Annotated in this window: 16 protein-coding genes and 2 pseudogenes; 10 read left to right on the top strand and 8 right to left on the bottom strand. The window is 61.1% G+C overall.

Translation table 11 applies throughout. The features are described 5' to 3' along the window. The first annotated feature begins 128 nt into the window (after positions 1-128). Positions 129-1,862: a gamma-glutamyltransferase gene (ggt, locus tag O7A70_RS05060; protein WP_337139389.1), complete on the top strand. Its 1,734-nt coding sequence runs from the start codon at positions 129-131 to the stop codon at positions 1,860-1,862. An 84-nt stretch (positions 1,863-1,946) separates the two neighbouring features. Here the strand turns inward: ggt and O7A70_RS05065 are convergent, their stop codons facing one another. Next, entirely contained in the window at positions 1,947-2,288 is a 342-nt protein-coding gene (locus O7A70_RS05065) for a hypothetical protein (RefSeq protein WP_084636831.1), read from the bottom strand. Between the two features lie 309 nt (positions 2,289-2,597). Between O7A70_RS05065 and O7A70_RS05070 the strand changes: the two are divergent. Continuing rightward, a pseudogene (locus O7A70_RS05070) lies at positions 2,598-2,735 on the top strand (alpha/beta hydrolase); the annotation flags it as partial. 9 nt (positions 2,736-2,744) lie between these two features. On the opposite strand, the gene O7A70_RS05075 reads toward O7A70_RS05070, so the two are convergent. Then, on the bottom strand, positions 2,745-3,179 hold the full coding sequence (locus tag O7A70_RS05075) for a hypothetical protein (RefSeq protein WP_027145699.1): 435 nt from the start codon (positions 3,177-3,179) through the stop codon (positions 2,745-2,747). A gap of 331 nt (positions 3,180-3,510) precedes the next feature. Beyond that, complete coding sequence (locus O7A70_RS05080; RefSeq protein ID WP_337139391.1) at positions 3,511-3,807, bottom strand: adenylate cyclase; 297 nt, start codon at positions 3,805-3,807, stop codon at positions 3,511-3,513. Positions 3,808-4,488: 681 nt separating this feature from the next. Here O7A70_RS05080 and O7A70_RS05085 point away from each other — a divergent pair. Continuing rightward, on the top strand, positions 4,489-4,695 hold the full coding sequence (locus tag O7A70_RS05085; protein WP_337139392.1) for a hypothetical protein: 207 nt from the start codon (positions 4,489-4,491) through the stop codon (positions 4,693-4,695). Positions 4,696-4,714: 19 nt separating this feature from the next. On the opposite strand, the gene O7A70_RS05090 is transcribed toward O7A70_RS05085, so the two are convergent. Both O7A70_RS05090 and O7A70_RS05095 read right to left on the bottom strand, forming a co-directional pair. Further along, on the bottom strand, positions 4,715-7,414 hold the full coding sequence (locus O7A70_RS05090; protein WP_337139393.1) for an EAL domain-containing protein: 2,700 nt from the start codon (positions 7,412-7,414) through the stop codon (positions 4,715-4,717). Positions 7,415-7,922: 508 nt separating this feature from the next. Then, positions 7,923-8,828, bottom strand: coding sequence for an alcohol dehydrogenase catalytic domain-containing protein (locus O7A70_RS05095; protein ID WP_442921157.1), 906 nt, complete (start codon positions 8,826-8,828; stop codon positions 7,923-7,925). An 86-nt stretch (positions 8,829-8,914) separates the two neighbouring features. Between O7A70_RS05095 and O7A70_RS05100 the strand changes: the two genes are divergently transcribed. From O7A70_RS05100 to O7A70_RS05115, 4 genes and pseudogenes are all read left to right on the top strand, one after another. Further along, the gene (locus tag O7A70_RS05100) at positions 8,915-9,820 is read left to right on the top strand and encodes a LysR family transcriptional regulator (RefSeq protein ID WP_337139395.1); all 906 of its coding nucleotides are present in this window, start codon (positions 8,915-8,917) and stop codon (positions 9,818-9,820) included. Positions 9,821-10,296: 476 nt separating this feature from the next. Then, complete coding sequence (locus tag O7A70_RS05105) at positions 10,297-11,007, top strand: hypothetical protein (RefSeq protein ID WP_337139396.1); 711 nt, start codon at positions 10,297-10,299, stop codon at positions 11,005-11,007. Between the two features lie 33 nt (positions 11,008-11,040). Beyond that, positions 11,041-11,448 (top strand): annotated as a pseudogene (locus O7A70_RS05110) (DUF1403 family protein); the annotation flags it as partial. 2 nt (positions 11,449-11,450) lie between these two features. Then, positions 11,451-11,897: a hypothetical protein gene (locus tag O7A70_RS05115; RefSeq protein WP_337139398.1), complete on the top strand. Its 447-nt coding sequence runs from the start codon at positions 11,451-11,453 to the stop codon at positions 11,895-11,897. Between the two features lie 41 nt (positions 11,898-11,938). On the opposite strand, the gene O7A70_RS05120 is transcribed toward O7A70_RS05115, so the two are convergent. Together O7A70_RS05120 and O7A70_RS05125 are read right to left on the bottom strand one after the other, a co-directional pair. Continuing rightward, entirely contained in the window at positions 11,939-12,412 is a 474-nt protein-coding gene (locus O7A70_RS05120; protein ID WP_337139399.1) for an RES family NAD+ phosphorylase, read from the bottom strand. A 52-nt stretch (positions 12,413-12,464) separates the two neighbouring features. Beyond that, entirely contained in the window at positions 12,465-12,851 is a 387-nt protein-coding gene (locus O7A70_RS05125; RefSeq protein WP_337139400.1) for a hypothetical protein, read from the bottom strand. Positions 12,852-13,158: 307 nt separating this feature from the next. On the opposite strand from O7A70_RS05125, the gene O7A70_RS05130 reads away from it, so the two are divergent. Further along, the gene (locus O7A70_RS05130) at positions 13,159-13,497 is read left to right on the top strand and encodes a hypothetical protein (RefSeq protein WP_337139401.1); all 339 of its coding nucleotides are present in this window, start codon (positions 13,159-13,161) and stop codon (positions 13,495-13,497) included. 36 nt (positions 13,498-13,533) lie between these two features. Here O7A70_RS05130 and O7A70_RS05135 read toward each other — a convergent pair whose 3' ends face one another. Further along, complete coding sequence (locus O7A70_RS05135; RefSeq protein WP_337139402.1) at positions 13,534-14,757, bottom strand: helix-turn-helix transcriptional regulator; 1,224 nt, start codon at positions 14,755-14,757, stop codon at positions 13,534-13,536. Positions 14,758-15,260: 503 nt separating this feature from the next. Between O7A70_RS05135 and O7A70_RS05140 the strand changes: the two genes are divergently transcribed. Next, positions 15,261-16,562, top strand: a complete 1,302-nt coding sequence (locus tag O7A70_RS05140; RefSeq protein WP_337139404.1) for a YadA-like family protein — start codon at positions 15,261-15,263, stop codon at positions 16,560-16,562. A gap of 169 nt (positions 16,563-16,731) precedes the next feature. Beyond that, positions 16,732-17,286: a hypothetical protein gene (locus tag O7A70_RS05145; RefSeq protein ID WP_442921167.1), complete on the top strand. Its 555-nt coding sequence runs from the start codon at positions 16,732-16,734 to the stop codon at positions 17,284-17,286. Positions 17,287-17,300 lie beyond the last annotated feature (14 nt).

Raw genomic sequence — 17,300 nt, forward strand, 5'->3', positions numbered from 1 at the left:
TTGGCGATCCCTCACGCCCTGTATCTCCCCACAAGCGGGCAGTCACCAACCCGTGAATGTCTTCATTGAAGATGGACTCGATCGCTCCAAGTAGCTCTTCTTAGCAAGCACCACCTGGAGAACCCGCCATGCACCTCACCCGCCGAACGCTGATCGCCCTCAGCCTTTCCATCACTTTCGCCTTTTCGCCATCGGCCTTCGCCGCCTCACCAGCACCGGCCAAGGGCGAGAACGGCATGGTCGTCACGGCCCAGCATCTGGCTTCCGAAGTTGGCGTCGAGGTTCTGAAAAAGGGCGGCAATGCCGTCGATGCGGCTGTCGCCGTCGGCTATGCCTTGGCCGTGGTCTACCCCAACGCCGGCAATATCGGCGGCGGCGGCTTCATGACCATCCGCTTCAAGGACGGCAAATCGACCTTCCTCGATTTTCGTGAGCGGGCGCCGCTTGCCGCGACCAAGACCATGTATCTCGACAAGGATGGCAACCCGGTGAAGGGCGCCAGCCTCGACGGCTATCTCGCGGTCGGCGTACCGGGTTCCGTCGCCGGTTTCGAGATGGCGCGCCAGAAATACGGCACCTTGTCCAGGCAGGACCTGATGGCGCCGGCGATAAACTATGCCAAGGACGGGTTCATCCTCAACCAGGGCGATGCAGCCTCATTCGCCGGCGGCGCTGAAAGGTTGGCGAGGGACCCAGCGGCGGCCGCCGCCTTCCTCAAACCCGGTGGCAAGCCCTATGGCATCGGCGAGAAGCTGGTTCAGCCCGACCTTGCCGCGTCGCTCTCAGCCATTTCCGAGAGAGGTCCCGATGCCTTCTACAAAGGCGCCATCGCTGACGCCATCGTCAAGGCGAGCGGCGCCAGGGGCGGTATCCTGGCCAAGGGTGATTTCGAACACTATGCGGTGCGCGAGCTGAAGCCCGTCACCTGCTCCTATCGTGGCTACGAGATCATCTCGTCGCCGCCGCCGAGCTCAGGCGGCGTCATCATCTGCGAAATCCTCAACGTGCTGGAAGGCTACCCGCTGTCCTATCTCGGCGCCGGTTCGGCCGAAACGGTGCATGTCATGGTCGAGGCGATGCGCCACGCCTATGTCGACCGCAACTCGGCTCTCGGCGATCCCGATTTCGTCGACAACCCGGTCTCCAAGCTGCTGGACAAAGCCTATGCCAAGGACATCCGCGACAAGATCGATCCATTCCGGGCCGGCGTGTCGCAGGACCTGATGCCGAAGGGTTTTGGCGAATCGAAGGAGACCACGCATTATTCGATCATCGACAAGGACGGCACCGCGGTTGCGGTCACCTACACGCTGAACGGCTCGTTCGGCGCCGGTGTCGTCGCCGGCGGCACCGGCATCCTGCTCAACAACGAGATGGACGACTTCACCCAGAAACCCGGCGTGCCAAACCTCTATGGCCTCGTCCAGGGCGAAGCCAATGCCATCCAGCCGAAGAAGACGCCGCTGTCCTCGATGAGCCCGACAGTCGTGGCCAAGGACGGCAAGCCGTTCATGGTCATCGGCAGCCCCGGCGGCTCGCGCATCATCACCATCACGCTGGAAGCGATCGTCAACGTCATCGACCACGGCATGAACATCCAGGAGGCGATCGATGCGCCGCGCATTCATCACCAATGGCTCCCCGACACCGTCTATATCGAGCCGTTCGGGCTTTCGCCCGACACCGAAAGGCTGCTGGCCGGCATGGGCTATCACCTCGATCTCGCTGACCAGAGCTGGGGGCAGGCGGCCGGAATCCTGGTTGGTGGCAAGAGCCTGGCGGAAATCGAGAAGGGCGGTGGCGCGCGCTACAATGGCGCCATCGACAGCCGCGCCGCATCGGGCGAAGCGCTTGGATATTGACAGGCCGCAAGCCTGTTCCTTGCCTGACGAGGCCGGATTCCGCCTTTCGGCACCGGCCTCCACCTCATGGCCCGGCAGGAGTCCTCAGGTCACCAGCGTGACGGTCGATGCAATCAGCATCAAGGCAGCGATGCCGACGAACAGCGCATAGATGCGTGGCCGGTCGAGCAGCAGCGCGTTACCCGATATCCAGGCCGACGTGGCGCCGCCCAGCGCGAAGAGGAAGCCGTTGCGATGGCCGAAAGTCATCGACGCTGCCATCAGCCCGCCGATGATCAGGGCGCCGAACACGATGATCACGGCGACCGCGTATTTCTCGAAGTCGTTGTTGCCGATCCCTGGTCCGATCGCGTTTAAATTCGGCAGGTCGTCCGGATCGAAGGGGCTCGCCGACCCGTATTCGTCTTGACCCATGGATTCTCGCATCACTTGATCTCCGCTGACCGGCAACAAACCATCAACGCCTGCCGAGCGCAACCCGATCGCACGTCCCTCTCCATGTTGACCATTATCTTCAACACTTTCCGGCCGCGCTTGTCACCGATCTTTCGGCCACCTGGCTCGAATGCAACAGGCGTCGCCGCCCGGATGGTACGCCATCGCCCATCCATAGTGGACGGTGTCCGCGGGAGAAAGACAATGCCGCCGATCAATTCAGTGCCGGTAGGCCTTAGGCAGCTGCGGCGGGGAGTCGCAGCGCCCGGCAAATCCCGGCCGGATTGTTCGGCAAACTGCTCTCGGGCGATGGCTGAACGCCTCGACGCGCTCCCGGGCCTGCGGGCGAGCTTCGAGTTGGATGCCGGCGAGAACCACATGTCGATCCTGCCGGTGACGGTCAACCGGGCGGTTCAGGCGGCGTTCGCGGTGCGGTAGAATTTCCATTCAGCGCGCCGGCGGCAGTTCGAACAGTTTGGCGCCGTTCTCCTGGCCGCGTTCGACATAGCCGATAATGCCGAACCATCTGGCGACATCGGGCCCCTTGAGCCAGCTGCGCGAGTGGATGGGAAGGTTGCCGGCGAGCGCCTGGATATGCCTGATATGCCGCTTGCAGAAACGGACGGTCGAGCCGCGGAAGAAATCCTCCTGCGCGGCAAACAGCGTGTCGGCGGCGTCGCTGTTTTCATGCCAGGCGATGATCGCCACGGCCTTCTCGCCCTCGACAAGCGCATGCGCCCGGCCTTCCTTCAAATTCATCATCAGATTGTCGTAGGCGATCTTGCTGTCCTTGCCAGCCGCCGCGTACTCGTCCGACATCCGCTTGGACAGGCCATGGAAGACGTCCTCGAGATCCCCCAGCGTTGCTGCGCGTGCTCTCATTTCACCTCCTGCAGCCCCGGCAGGGAGTTTGCCCTAGGGATGGTGGGGCGCCAAGCAAATTGAATCCGACAGAAGCTCGGTGAGAGCAAAGTCGTTCCGTCGATCGATTTTTGTGACGGGGGCGGGTACCCACTAAGCCGACGGAAGTCCCGATAAATTCCGAGACCCCAGGGCTAGAAGAGTTCGGAGCAGCAGATTCGCCCCTTTTTCGTGTGGTGCTGACGAGTTTCCCGGCGCCTTGTCCACGCCGACAAGTGGCGTCAACTTGGCGAATGCGTCGGCCCGGCTGCTTCTGCGGCCGGGCCTGTTGTTTCGCGGACCGTGCTGTCACCTAATGATTATGGGACTGCTGGAAGCCGGCCGCGTCGTACTGAGATACGCTCTTCGGATTTTTCGAGTTTTGTGGCTGGGTGCCGGCGTAATGTGTTCCGGCATTCCCATCCGGGTTGAAGGCTGAGCCCGGAGCAGAGCTGGCGTGGCCGGGGGTCGCACTTCCTGTTTGAGCAGTTCCGATTTCTTGGCTGGGCTGACCTGTCGTGCCCGTCACCGTGTGGACATTGGTGGCCAAAGCCATGCTGGTGGAACCTATGAGCAAGCCTGCCATCATCGGAATGAGGAGATGTTTCATGATCGTTCTCCCAAAAGCATTTGATTTTGGGTGCTCGGGGTTCATGTGAGCACCCGGCGAACTAAAGTTAGAACGCTCTTCGGAGCACCATTCATCCCGACTATCGCAAACTGTGATCTGTTTGTTTCACCGTGACACGCTTTTGGCGGCTTCTCCCGGTCCTTTAAGGCATCAGGTTCTTTTAAGGCATCAGGGAACAAGAGCCTGTGGATTCCAGTTAACTGGATATGCCGGCCAAGATCAAAGAACCGCAGCCGAAGCCCGCCCCGCAGCCACCCATCGGTCGGCCGGACAAGGCAGCACCGTCAGAGCTTGAGCATATCGATCCGCCACCGCGAGACGTGCGAGAGGCGCCGGCACCAAATCCCAACGGCGACAAGAAAGCCTAGGTTCCGACACGCGAATCGCCTGCAACAGGCGCATGCGATACGAGAGCGATCAGGGATCACTTCATAAGCGCTTGATAGTTCTTGGCACGTGATCTGGCAAGATCGTCCTCTCCTTCACGCTCTTTGGTGCAAGGATGTTCGGAATTCTTACTTGTCCGTAACGGTCAAAGACAATTAGTTATCACTAATGTATCGACGGATGGATGGCTGATCTGCTAATTTAGGCAGCCGCAAGTCTGACAGACTGGGGCGGAAGCTTCTGCCCACGATCCGTTCGATGCGGGAAACAATGATGCCAAAAGATCCACAGCGGGCCCGTGAGATACAGGACTTCGTCGTCACCGACGTCTCTCAGGAGGCCGGATATTCCGATCGAGGAATTGTTATCACTTTGGTGAATATCCAAGGGAGCCGCCTGCGCCTTCACTTAACTGCGGCGATCGGAGAACTGCTTTGCGAGCGCTTCGCCAACGCGCTGGAAGAGAGGTACGGCAAATAGGCGGCTTCGCCAATGAATCTCATTCTGGGGAAGTGTGACCATCTTGCTCCTTGTAGAGCAGTCTCGCGATCCCATGGGCGGAGACCGGCTTGCTGAAATGATAGCCCTGCATCTCGTCACAGTTGTTTTTGCGCAGGAACGCTATCTGATCGTCTGTTTCGACGCCTTCCGCGATTACACGCAGATTGAGCTTCTGTCCAAGCGAGATCACGGCGCTGGCGACGGCCTGGTCGTTTTCATCGGTAGCGAGATCGTTGATGAAGGATTTATCGATCTTCAGCCGCGCCACCGGAAAGGTCTTCAGTGCACTGAGGCTGGAATAGCCGGTGCCGAAATCGTCGATCGAGATCTGCACGCCAAGGCTCTGCAGCTGGTTCATCGTCGCCACCGCCATTTCGACATCCTGCATGATCAGGCTCTCGGTCACTTCGAGTTCGAGGTATTTCGCCTCCAGGCCGCTGTCCGTCAGCGCATCGACCACGTGGCTGATCAGATTCTTTTCCTTGAACTGCCTTGCCGATACGTTCACGCACACCACGAGCGGTGGCAGGCCTGCGTCCTGCCAGGCCTTGTTTTGCCTGCAGGCTTCATGCAGCACCCAGTCGCCGATCGGCACGATCAGGCCGGTCTCCTCGGCCATTGGAATAAACTTCATCGGTGCGATCAGTCCGAGGCTCGGATGGTTCCAGCGGATCAACGCCTCGGCAGCAAAGACGTTGCCGGAGCGAAGATCGACCTGCGGCTGGTAGAGCAGTGTGAATTCGGCGCGCGCCAGCGCGTTGCGCAACTCCTCCTGCAGCAGGAATTTCTCCTGGGCCGTCGCGTTGAATTCGGGCGCATAGAACTGGAAATTGTCGCGGCCGAGCTCCTTGGCGCGGTACATAGCGGCATCGGCGTTGGCCAGCAGCATATCCGTCGTGGCGCCGTCATCGGGATAGTTGGCGACGCCCATGCTGGCCGTTGCCCTGATGTGATGCTCACCCAGACAAACGGGCTCGACGATTGCGGTCCGGATCTTCTGCAAAGTCGCGGCAATGAGGTCGACATTCGGATCCTGGTCGAAGAGGACGATGACGAATTCGTCGCCGCCCAGCCGCACGACGGTATCGGTCGCCCTGACGCATTCGACCATGCGGCTGGCGACGGCCTTCAATAGCATATCTCCGGCGTTGTGGCCGAGCGTATCGTTAACCAGCTTGAAATTGTCCAGATCGATGAACACCACGCTCACCCAGCGGCCGTAGCGCTGGGCATACAGGATGGCCTGCGAGAGCCTGTCGCCGAGCAGGGCGCGGTTGGGCAGCCCGGTCAGCGCGTCGTGGTTGGCCATGAAATGGATGCGGTCTTCGGCAAGCTTGCGCTCGATAGCGATGCCGGCGATGCGGGTGGTGAAATCGATGAGATTGCTCTCGGCCTTTGTCGGCTCGCGCACCGTCTTCGAATACATGGCAAAGACGCCGAGCACCACGCCGGTATGCGACAGGATCGGCGTCGACCAGCAGGAACGATAGCCATAGGGCCTCACCAGATCGCGAAAATCCTCCCACAAGGGATCGCTCACAATATCGGTGACGATGACGGGCTCGCGCCGGTAGGCGGCGGTGCCGCAGGAGCCGACCTTGGGGCCGATGCGGGTGCCGTCGATGGCGTGAGTGTACTCCTTCGCCAGGCTGGGCGCCGCACCGTGGTGCAGATGAGCGCCGTCCTCATCGAGCAGCAGCACCGAGCCGACTATACCGCTCAGTTGCGACTCGATGAGGCGTATCAGACGTTCGAGCACCTCTGGAAGCGGCGCACTTGTCGCGATCATTTCCAGGATATGCGCCTGTCCATCCCGCAGATCGTCCGCTTGCTTGCGCGCCGTGATGTCGCGGGCGATGCCGATCAGGCCGAAAATTTCGTCCCCGGCGTTTCGCAGGGGTACTTTCGTCGATGACAGCCATTTGCCGGTGCCCGAAGCATCGACGATGAATTCCTCCCTGTCGACCATCGGCTGGCCGCTGCGCAGCAGGTCCTGCTCGCTGGCACGGAACTGCCGGGCGAGTTCGGGCGCGTGCAGGTCGAAGTCGTTGAGGCCGATCATCTCGCTAGGGTCTCTGCCGTGGTCCGCGGCGAGGGCCTTGTTGGCCACGACGAATCGGCTTTCGGAATCCTTGACCCACAGATAGTCTGGAACCCAGTCGATCAGCGCCTGCAGCGAGACGCGTTCGCTGACCATCACGCGGCTGGCGGCGATCTCGGTGACGTCCTCATGCGTCGCGACCCATCCCCCATCGGGCATCGGCTGATGGCCGACTTGGATGGTGCGGCCGTCCTTGAGTTCGGTGGTCCAGGTCCTCGAACTGGTGCTCGAATTGATCGAACGGGCGAAAGCCAGATAGGCTTTGCCGTCCATCGCCAATGTTCCGGCAGCGAGCCGGTGTTCGATGATGTCGGCAAGTCTCATGCCCGCCTGCAGCTTTCCCGGCGCGATGCGGTAGATCTCGGCGTAGCGGCGGTTGCACAGGATCAGCCGCTCATCGACGTCGAAGAAGCAGATGCCTTGCGGGATGTTGTCGATCGCCATCTCGAAGCGTCGTGCCTGGGCTTCGAGCACGGCAATCGTGGCCCTGAGCTCGCGCTCCAGGGTTTCATAGGAGGCAACGGCCAGCTGCGATAGCGCGGCCAGATGGGTCTGACCGGCTGTCTCCACAGCGGTCCTTGACGATTCCGCGACCAAGTAGCGTTCTCCAATTCGGCCTGCCGAGCAAAACAATTTGGCCGGGAATGAGCTAAGATCGTCGCCATGTTAATTGATGTCTACTAATTGTCCGTGAACATCTTCCGCGCCCGTAGTAGCTTCCCTGGCGGTTCGACGGTCTCCCGATTGGCGAATACAGCGCAGCAAAATCCTGCTCCAGAGAGATTCTTGGCTTTGAGGCAAGGCAATCCTGACCAACAAAAATATCAACTAAATATTTCTGTGAATTGGTTCGACTCCCAATACTACTCGCCGTACGACGTCAGCTGACCCATCTTCGAGGTCGAAAGCTCTTGCGAACGCAGGCAGGTTCGTAACCCGAGCTATCCACCTCATGTCCGAAAATATCCGTCAGACAGTGCTCGGCCTGCGGGCGTTCGCGCATCGCGCTGTCTCTCCAGTTCAATCGCAAGATTAGATGAGCACGACCTTGCCTTCACCGGTACTCGCCCGCGCGTGCGGCAATGCCGTGGCGAATTCTTCAAGGTTATATCGGGCAACGACCGGCAGCTTTTCGGGGTATCGCGAAAGGACGGACCAGCAGTCCTTCGCTGCGGCCGCCAAGGTTTCGGTGCTCGCCTTGTTCTGCCAGACGCTTAACAGCGAACCCGCGCCAGCGCAGCGCTCTGTAGAGCAAGGCCGATGCCCTGATCTCGATCGGGCGATCGTCGAGTACGCCGTACGAAAATAGGTTCGCTCCCACAGCCGCTCGCGCGATCAGGGCGAGCGTGTCGGGCCCTCCGACTGGATCGAGGATCAGGTCGTAGGGCTTAGCCTCCGCGAGCGCATGGGCGACGTTGTCGCCAATACCTAGTGTCCTATCTTCCGAATCGCACAGCTTGTAGCTGCCGTGGTGCCGATAGAGCCGTTCGACGACGGCCCCTCGCTCGCGGGCCAGTTGATCAGCCACGGCGGCGACGACTGATCGCGCTGCAGTTAAGAGCACTCGCTGCCCGGACTTAACCGAAGCGAGATCCAGGAGACCCCAAGCGGTCAGCGGATTGAGCGGAAACTGGCAGACGACATCGTCGGAGAGCCGGTCCGCGAACTCGGTCGGAACCGGATAGATTCGCGCAATTGGCACTGCTGCGTACTCAGCCCAAGCGCCTGGGCTGCGAAATGCAACGCGCTGCCCTACCTCCAGTTCGCCTATGTCGGCGCCGACTGCCTCGACAATACCCGCTCCGTCGAATCCGGCGACCTGCGGGTAAAACGGCTTTATTGAATATTTGTCAGCGACGAACAGCAAGTCGGCCGGCTGGATGACGCGGGTCGTGACGCGCACGAGGGCCTCTCGCGGACCGCACGCGGGATCAGGCATTTCCCTGTTCTCGAGAACCTCCTCGGCAACTCCGGGCCTATCAAACACAATAGCTTTCATCAAACGCCCCATCTCGATAATTCCGAGTGGAAGGTTGCGCGCAAAGTTGATACAGTTAAAGACTGATTTGAGATAAGTTAATACTCTACGGGTATGAAATGGAGCTTCGGCACCTGCGCTACTTTCTGGCTGTCGCTGATTGCGGGCACGTCACACGCGCAGCGCAGCGCCTGCACATCTCTCAACCGCCCTTGAGCCGTGCGATACGCGAGCTGGAGATCGAGCTCGGCGTTGATCTGTTCATGCGCCAACGACAACGGATTGCTCTGACACCGGCCGGTGTAGCAATGGTCGAAGACGCGAAAGCCGTTGTCGCAAAGGCGGATGGTCTAATCCGCCATGCGCGTGCGCTATCAAGCGGTGAGAGTGGGCGAATTCGTGTAGGTTACGTCGATGGCGCCATGCAGGGCGGCGTCCTCAGCGCTCATCTGCGAAATCTTCGGAGTCATTGCCCCACTCTTGTCGTCGATCTCGTGGCCGCCAGCACAGAAACGCAGCTTAAAGCGCTTGCCGACAACCAGCTCGATATCGCAATTCTCTACACGCCGCGCGAATGGCCCGACGGCATTGCCTGCAGCAAGCTCCTTTCCGACGGCATGAAGCTTGTTTTGTCGACTGACGACGCCCTGGTTTCAAGACGTGCGATTGCGCCGTCGGATCTCGAAGCAAGTTCGTGGGTTGCCCTTCCCAGAGAGGGCGACGCTTATTGGCGCGATCGTTTCCTGCAACAATGCGCAACTGCCGGATTCTGCCCGGATATTCGGTATGAAGTTGCGCAGCTCTCGGCGCTGCTGGGACTTGTCGAAGCAGGCGCAGGACGTGCCTTTGCGCAAGCCAGCATCTCTCGTGCCGGAAACCAGGGCCTTGTCCTAAGATCGCTGCCATGGTGGAAGTATACGGTCGACTATTGGCTTGCCTGGCGTCGGCACAGCCCAGTGCCTTCGGTTGGGCAATTCCTCAAGGCCAACCGCGTCACGGACAGCGTGAAGTCGCGGTACGAGTAACTTAACCTGATAGCTCAAGCGGTTGCGTGGCAGAGGGAATTACTCGCTTACGTCGATCTCGGATAGTTGCAGTTCTTGTTGTGCGCCACGCTCACTTGTAACCAGTTGTAAATGCATTCAAAAATTGGATTTGAGTGAGCGCTGGTGGCGGGCATCGGGGCATGTTGTATATTCCCTTCCGTCACCATCACGCTCGGTCACCAGAATGCTCAGTGAGTCGGTTAGATGGACGCCAATGCACCCTGTTTCTTTTCATCCCACGCATCAAAGTTCATCGGTGAGATAATGGACCCACCTTCGACGACGGCATATGGCTCGTCAGCTTCATGCATTGTGATCTGGGATACATAGACTTGGAACAGAGGACCCTGCAGACCATCGACAACCCGTTCGGCACGAGGTTGTCACCCATGTATTAGCTACAAACATGTCTTAGGTACAAACTGTTGCCTATGTCTCCGGAACGGTTGTGCGGCTTGGTGCAGGCGCTGCTCGCTGAGGATCCGAAGAAGGTCGAGCCATACCTGATAGGCAGGCACGCCGGGAAAGGCCATCAAGAGGCTCTCGATTCCATCAAGCCGAGAGTGATCACCTGGACGTTCGGCGAATGCATCGAGGAAGTGATCAAGGCCCGAACCAAGGAAGGGGTAAAGAACCATCTGACCCCGAATGGGGTGAAGGATCTCCGCGGCGCCTTCGCTCGCCCTGAGTGCGAGGGACTGAAGAGGACCCCAGCCTGTTATGTCACGAAGGGGCAGGTCGAGGACATCCGCGACAAGTGCGCCGAGACGTACGGCGTGAGCGTGGCGAAGAAGGTTGTCACCTACACCCGCAGCACACTCGACTGGTGCCTGCGCTACCAGTCTCAGAAGTCAGGCCTGTCTGACAGAGATGTCTGGTGGAAGCTCCTGTATGGCCCCTACCATATCAAGCCGAGGGACCGGAAACCGGAGATAGAGGACGTGGTGCGCAGCCTCTTGCTCGCGGAGGACTATCTGACGAAGCCAATGCCAGGCCGCATCATGAACAAGCCTGGCGTGGGAGCCGGCGTGCTTGCCGGACTGTGGTGGCTGACCATGACCTGCCAGCGCGGCACCGCGGGGATGGGGTTGCGAGCCTACAACCGGCAAGGCGCAGATGTTGCCGATCCCAGAACGCGCGGCGCAGCACCTACGCAGGCTGCGTGACCTGAATCGCAACAAGGGGTCAGAGGATTGGGCGTGCTGGCGCACAGCCTGCGCTGGCCGCGGTCGCTGCCGCTGCTGATGACCCAGGTTTTTTCGCCGGCCTTCCGCGCTGAAGTTGGCGGCAAAAGAATTCGGCCGGGCGAAAAAAGCTTTGAGCGGGCGGTCTGCGTCGCCCTGGTTCAAGCGGCGGCGGAGGCCTGCCGGCTGGCCGCCGAGTTGTCGCGCCGCGCCGAAAAACTGCTAGCGGTGGCGCCGAAACTGCGCGCGAAAGGCGCCGGCGATGTGACTTTTTTGCTCCTCAATGAAGATGCCGTTTCCGGCTCGCTCGTGACAAAGAACCTGTCGCGGTTTGCGGCGCGGCGCCTGTTCGAACGGCTGCAACAGCTCGAGGCGGTGCGCGAGCTCTCCGGCCGATCCTCGTTCCGGATTTTTGGGCTGTAGCGATGGGCGAAGCGTCCGCCCGTCGCAAGCCAAACGAGCAGCCGGCACTGCTGGACACCGAGCTCGAGCACCTGCCGCCAGAACTACGCTGGCGCGAATGGATGGGCCGCGTCGAAGCTGTAATCTTTGCCGCCAGCGAGCCGGTGACACGTAGTGTCCTCGCGCGGGTGGTGGGAAGAAACTGCAATATCGATCTGATCGTCGACGACATCCGCGCCGAGCTGGCCGGCCGCCCCTACAGCCCGCAGCCGGGGGCGCCTTATACCTATGTGACGACCAAAAATTTTCTGTCGCAGTTCGGGCTCGACACGCTGCGCCAGCTGCCGGATTTCGAGGCGCTCGAGGACGCCGGGCTGCTGTCGAAGGAGAAGCTGGTGGCCGGCGGCATTCCGGCCGGGTTGGCTAACGCGGACGGCGAGGGTGATGTCGTTGAGGACCAAGTGTCGTGAGCGGGCGTTGTCGCGTTGCGACCACAGAGCGAGTCGATGACTCAGGACCAGGACGACTGGTCGTGCGGTAGCCGTTGTTCGGGATCATGGACCGTGACATGATCGCCGTCGACAAGACTGGCCGGAAAGATCGCCAGGTTGGTGCCGCCGGCATGACGCAGCGACGGGAACAGAATACCGCGCAGCCCGGTCGTGATGACCATGTCCGCAAGTTTCCACGATGGCGGGATTTTCTTGTCGATGCGAGCGATGTGGCGCCAGGCACAATCCCATTCCTTCCAGGCGTCGTCCCAGATGTCCGGGTCGAATCCCTGCGACAGATCGGCAACTTCGGCAAGCGTGATCTTGTAAGCGGCGAGGGTGGCTGGCGGAACAATGCTGGCGCCGCCCTGCCTGTATTCATCGAGCGCTGTCTGGGTCGACCGGGACAGATAGAGCGCGCCTCGACACCTGGCCGATTGAAGCGCCCGCCATCGATCGCCGCGCCCGCACCGCTGATGGGCAGGAAAGCCCATTTGGGAGTCAGATAGCGATGGAAGATTTCGTCTGGACCGATGCGGGTGATCTTCACCCGCGCGCCCCGTTCTCGAGATCCCGGATAAAAGCCAGCACCGCCTCGACCTGGCCGTCCGCGACGAGCTCGGCCGCCGTGCGATGGCCATAGTCGGCAATCGGTTCGTTGCGATACCAAAAGATCGCCTTGTTGACGTCGCCGGTGAGTTCCGTCGCGGCCGAAATCACCTTCACCATCTCGCGCATCCTGCCCTGCAGGCGCTCCGACGACGGGTTACGGAGTGTGTTGCGGTGGACGCCGGTCAACTGCGCCAAATTGGCAACCTTCACGCCCAGCGCCTGTGACAGGCGCTTCGGTGAGATATAAGGTGTGCGCGGCTCCTGCAGGCTATCGATAAAGCCTGAAACCACTTTCGATCGTGCGAGCTGTGCGTGGACCATGACAATTCTCCGACCTCTCATACGCACAATATATGCACATTCCTACGCATAGCAAATGAACAGAGGCCTGACGGCGTTTGTTGGAAAAAAGCCACTGGCGGCTTGCCGCCGAGGCGGATGTGGCGGCTATGGCGCGCCCACCCTCACATCGCGGCACGGGCGCCGGGTGGGGGCGAAATCGTCGGGCTGGGACCGTCCCTGTCCACCGAACGGTGGATGACCCGAAATTCTTTTCGTGGTGGTCTGCGTCCACCTCTGTCCCAGATCCGATGGGCACCCCATAAATTTCTAGTTTTTGGAGAATACGATGACAATTGAGGACGATTGCGAATGTAATACAGTTTGTCCGCAATACAAGCATTGTATATGTATTTATCACTACGACGAAGGATATTGTGACTGCACTTGCGGGCCCCTGCAGATCTTATCTGAGCGAATCGCAAAGCGGCCGTCGCACAGCATTATTAATATCTGCGTAAAGGGTGCCGAATTGTCGGCCGTGGCGGAGTTCCTGAGCAGATACAGCGAGGAAGAATTGTTCATCCCGGCTGCGCGCGCGAAGACGATAATTTCGCTTGAGATCAAAAAGACAACGCTTGCCAGCGTGATCGAGCAAGTTGGTTTGCGGATCGGACTGCCTGGTTGAAATGAATTCTCGCGGCCGGGCCGCTTGAGTTCTTTTCTACGCCATGCCAGCCAGTGGCGACGCGAGCGACGCGGCGAGCTGAACCAGCTCGGCCTGCCGCCGCACGCCGGTCTTCTCGAACAACCGCAGCAGATGCGTCCTGACCGTGCTGCGGCCGATGTCGAGAGCATCGGACGTCTCCTCAACCGTGCGGCCGGCCGCGATCTGCTCGAAGACGCGCGCCTCGGCCGGCGTCAGGCTGAACAATGCCGCGACCAGCGCGGTCGGCGCGACAAAGGGCGTATCCGCGCGTGCGACAAACACCGCCGCGACCACGCTGGCATCGAACGCCCCGCGCCCCGGGCGCAGCGGCAGGACATGCAGGGCCCCGGCCGAGCCGTCGCGCCAGCGTATTGGAACTCCCAACCCCTTGCGACCGATGGCGCTCTCGTCCTGCGCCGCCTGGGACACCGCGACGGCCAGCGCGCTGGACACGGCGGCGACGTTGGCGCTGAGAACCCCGTTGCGGATGTTCAGCAGCTCGCCCGAGGCGACGATGTCCTGGGCAGCTGGATTGGCATGCACGACATGCAGGTCGGCGGTGGTGAGAAAGATCGGTGCTGTCAGCGTGTCGAGCACCGTCTGGAAGGTCGACCGGGCGATCGCCGCCATGTCCAGCAGCCGGTTGATCGTCGCGGCGCGCTGAAGATGGGGGATCAGCAATCGGGCGGCCTCGATCTCATATTCACCGATCGGCTCCGCACTCTCGTGACGGCCAAGGCCCAGCGACCCAAAACCACGCTCGTCGCGAGCGAGTCCCAGCCCCATGACATCGACCAACCCCCGCGGTTTGGCCCACTCCAGCGAGTAGCGGTTCGTCGCACTTGCCTCTGGATTGACGCGGCTCATCACCGCAGGCTGATCCATCGGCAGCGCCAATAGCACCGCCAGCCCACCCCACTGGTCGACAATGTCAACGGCGTAGTCCGCGATCCGGTCGACGTAGTCCTGCGGCATATTGCTGGTCACGTTGAGCAGCACTTCGCCCGACGGCAACGCTTGCAGGTTGAGGGCTGCGTTCTCGAAATCGAGCGCGATGCGAATCTCTTCAATGGCGACGGCCCAGCGCGAGGGATCGATCGCGGCGTCGTAGATCAGCCCGATCAGTTCGGACAATTGAGCCATGGAGAGAGGAGATCGCATCGCACCATACCCTTGCCGCACGGCAATAAAATCTTTGTTGCATCGCAATAAGATGAACACATGACCCGGATTGGGCAAGCCCCATTATCTCCCGACGGAGATGGTGATCCAGCATTGGGCGGTACCACCGAACTCTGGCAGTCGCTATCCACCGAATGGTGGAAGACGCGGCATTTTCTTTGTGTTCGTTTGCGCCGGTCGGGTGCTGCGGTCCTGCGCGGAATTTGGGGGCATCGGTGTTTGCAAGGCGAGTGCGGTTCGGGGACGGCAGCACAACCGTCAAGTGCGCAACTGCTTGATTGTCAGCCCAGCCGGAGCACCTCCCGCCCGGCCCGGCCATCGCGCGGGACCGCCTGCCGCCGGCAGGACGACTTGGTCGATTGTCAGGCAATGAAGCGAGGGCTTTGGACGTGATTGCAGAAACGGTTGGATGCGTGAGCGTATCGGAAGACGCTGGGGCTGGAACAAAAAGCAGAACAATCGCGATTAGGCGCCAGGTGCGAAAAAGCATTGGATCCGCCGCGACGGCGGTTTTCGGCGAGCTGGCATCCTCCCAAGTGCCGGCTCTCGGGACAGCAGTGATGGTGGCGGTCGCGGCCACCGGCTTTGTCGCCTTGGCGCCAGGCGCCGCGCGCGCGGCAGGAGTCATCTGCCAGGATTTCAATGGTGCGGATGGTGGAGCGGCTTTCGCGCAGACGTCACCCAGCGGCACGGCATGCGGAAGATCCGCCAATAGCGATGGTTTCCTCTCGACTGCGATAGGTGATGCCGCGGGTGCTTTCGGGGACAACAGCGTGGCGCTCGGCCTCAACGCGAGCGCCGGTGGACTTGTTTACGACCCGAACGCGGGCGGTCTGACCACCGACTATAACAATGCGAATACAACGGCCATCGGTACCGGAGCCCAGGCCGGAACCAGCGCGGTTGGCCAGGCCAATGCCACAGCGCTTGGTACTTCGGCCCAGGCGAATGCCGGGGACGCCACGGCCCTTGGCAGTTCGGCTCAGGCGAACGGCGGCAACGCCACGGCACTTGGCAACGCGGCCAAGGCAAATGCAGTGAATGCCGTTGCCATCGGCGCCGACACGAAGGCCAACTATAACAACTCGGTCGCCATCGGCGTGGGCGCGACAACGACGCACGACAATCAGGTCATGCTTGGCAATGGCCTCAACACCTACACGCTGACCGGTGTTGCTTCGGCAGCCAGCAAGGCCGCACAGACCGGCCCCACCTATCTGGTGACGACTGACAGCGGCGGCAATCTGGCGGCCTCGACATTCGATGTCGCGACGCTTGCCAACCTGCCGGCCCAGGTCGCCCAGAACGGCATCGCCATCGCCAATCTGAACAGCACGGTGAGTAGCCACACGACGCAGATCAACGCCAACACCACCGAGCTCGCCGACCACGAAACGCGCATCACCAACAACACCTCACAGATCAGCTCCAACACCCAAGAACTCGCCAATCATGAGACGCGCATCACCAACAACACCAATGAGCTTGCGGTGCACACCACGCAGCTCGCGAACCTGGATACTAGGGTAACGACCAACACCGCCAACATCACCCAGCTCGACGGACGTGTCGGCGCGCTTGAAGCAGGTATCCAGAATCTCGGCGACCAGATCAGCGAAACCCGCACGGAGGCTCGTGCCGGCACCGCGCTGGCTCTGGCGACGGCGGGGCTGCGCTATGACGACAGGCCCGGAAAATTGTCGCTGGCCGGCGGCTTCGGCAACTTCAAGGGCCAATCGGGCCTGGCGCTCGGTCTCGGCTACAATCCCAGTCTGGATTTCCGGCTCAATGCCGCCCTGGCGGCGACCACCAATCGCGGCGACGTCGGCGTCAGCCTCGGGGCGTCGTGGACGCTGAACTGATCACGAGTGCGAGGGGGCCGCTGGCGGCCGCGTTCCCACAGATGCGGTCGCCAGTATCGCCTGCCGCCGGCTCGATTCGATCTCAAGAGGCCACATGAAGCGCCTACACATTTCAGCGACAGGGCGGGTGACGCTGACCGCCGTGGCTGCCTTGCTGTCGGCCGGCTGGATGACGGCATCCCCGGGCGTTGCGTGGGCGCAGACGAAAAAGACCGATAAGGGCGACAAGGTCCATGCGGCCCGCCCGGCCAGCATCGACCGCAACGGCGTGCTGATCCTGATCCGCGGCACGCTCCTGGCGCTCGATCAGGCCAACAAGACCGGCAACTACACCGTGCTGCGCGACCTCGGCTCACCGAATTTCCAGGCCAACAGCGCAGCGGGGCTCGGCGATGTCTTCGCCAACCAGCGCAAGCAGGCGCTCGACTTCGGCGCGGTCGCGGTGCTGGAACCGCAACTGACCCTGCTGCCGCAGATCGAGCCGAACGGCATGTTGCACATGGCGGGCTTCTTCCCTTCCGTGCCGATGCAGGTCAATTTCGAGCTCTTGTTCGAGCCGGCGAACCGTCAGTGGAAAATCTACGGCGTGTCGGTGAACCTCACCTCGGGATCACCGCAGGCGCCCGCCACGCCGGTGGCCGAACAACAGAAGCCCGACGATGCGGGCCCGCCGCCTGACGCTCCTTCCATGGCCGTGGTGCCGAAGACGAAAACAAAGCCGTAGCCGCGAGCGTTCGA

Source organism: Mesorhizobium sp. Cs1299R1N1, assembly GCF_037179655.1.
In the GTDB taxonomy this organism is placed as follows: domain Bacteria; phylum Pseudomonadota; class Alphaproteobacteria; order Rhizobiales; family Rhizobiaceae; genus Mesorhizobium; species Mesorhizobium salmacidum.

Excerpts from the sequence above, each read along its gene's own strand:
- ggt (WP_337139389.1), top strand. The coding sequence starts at position 129 with ATGCACCTCACCCGCCGAACGCTGATCGCCCTCAGCCTTTCCATCACT.
- O7A70_RS05065 (WP_084636831.1), bottom strand. The coding sequence starts at position 2,288 with ATGCGAGAATCCATGGGTCAAGACGAATACGGGTCGGCGAGCCCCTTC.
- O7A70_RS05075 (WP_027145699.1), bottom strand. The coding sequence starts at position 3,179 with ATGAGAGCACGCGCAGCAACGCTGGGGGATCTCGAGGACGTCTTCCAT.
- O7A70_RS05080 (WP_337139391.1), bottom strand. The coding sequence starts at position 3,807 with ATGAAACATCTCCTCATTCCGATGATGGCAGGCTTGCTCATAGGTTCC.
- O7A70_RS05085 (WP_337139392.1), top strand. The coding sequence starts at position 4,489 with ATGCCAAAAGATCCACAGCGGGCCCGTGAGATACAGGACTTCGTCGTC.
- O7A70_RS05095 (WP_442921157.1), bottom strand. The coding sequence starts at position 8,828 with ATGGGGCGTTTGATGAAAGCTATTGTGTTTGATAGGCCCGGAGTTGCC.
- O7A70_RS05100 (WP_337139395.1), top strand. The coding sequence starts at position 8,915 with ATGGAGCTTCGGCACCTGCGCTACTTTCTGGCTGTCGCTGATTGCGGG.
- O7A70_RS05115 (WP_337139398.1), top strand. The coding sequence starts at position 11,451 with ATGGGCGAAGCGTCCGCCCGTCGCAAGCCAAACGAGCAGCCGGCACTG.
- O7A70_RS05120 (WP_337139399.1), bottom strand. The coding sequence starts at position 12,412 with ATGGGCTTTCCTGCCCATCAGCGGTGCGGGCGCGGCGATCGATGGCGG.
- O7A70_RS05125 (WP_337139400.1), bottom strand. The coding sequence starts at position 12,851 with ATGGTCCACGCACAGCTCGCACGATCGAAAGTGGTTTCAGGCTTTATC.
- O7A70_RS05130 (WP_337139401.1), top strand. The coding sequence starts at position 13,159 with ATGACAATTGAGGACGATTGCGAATGTAATACAGTTTGTCCGCAATAC.
- O7A70_RS05140 (WP_337139404.1), top strand. The coding sequence starts at position 15,261 with ATGGTGGCGGTCGCGGCCACCGGCTTTGTCGCCTTGGCGCCAGGCGCC.
- O7A70_RS05145 (WP_442921167.1), top strand. The coding sequence starts at position 16,732 with ATGACGGCATCCCCGGGCGTTGCGTGGGCGCAGACGAAAAAGACCGAT.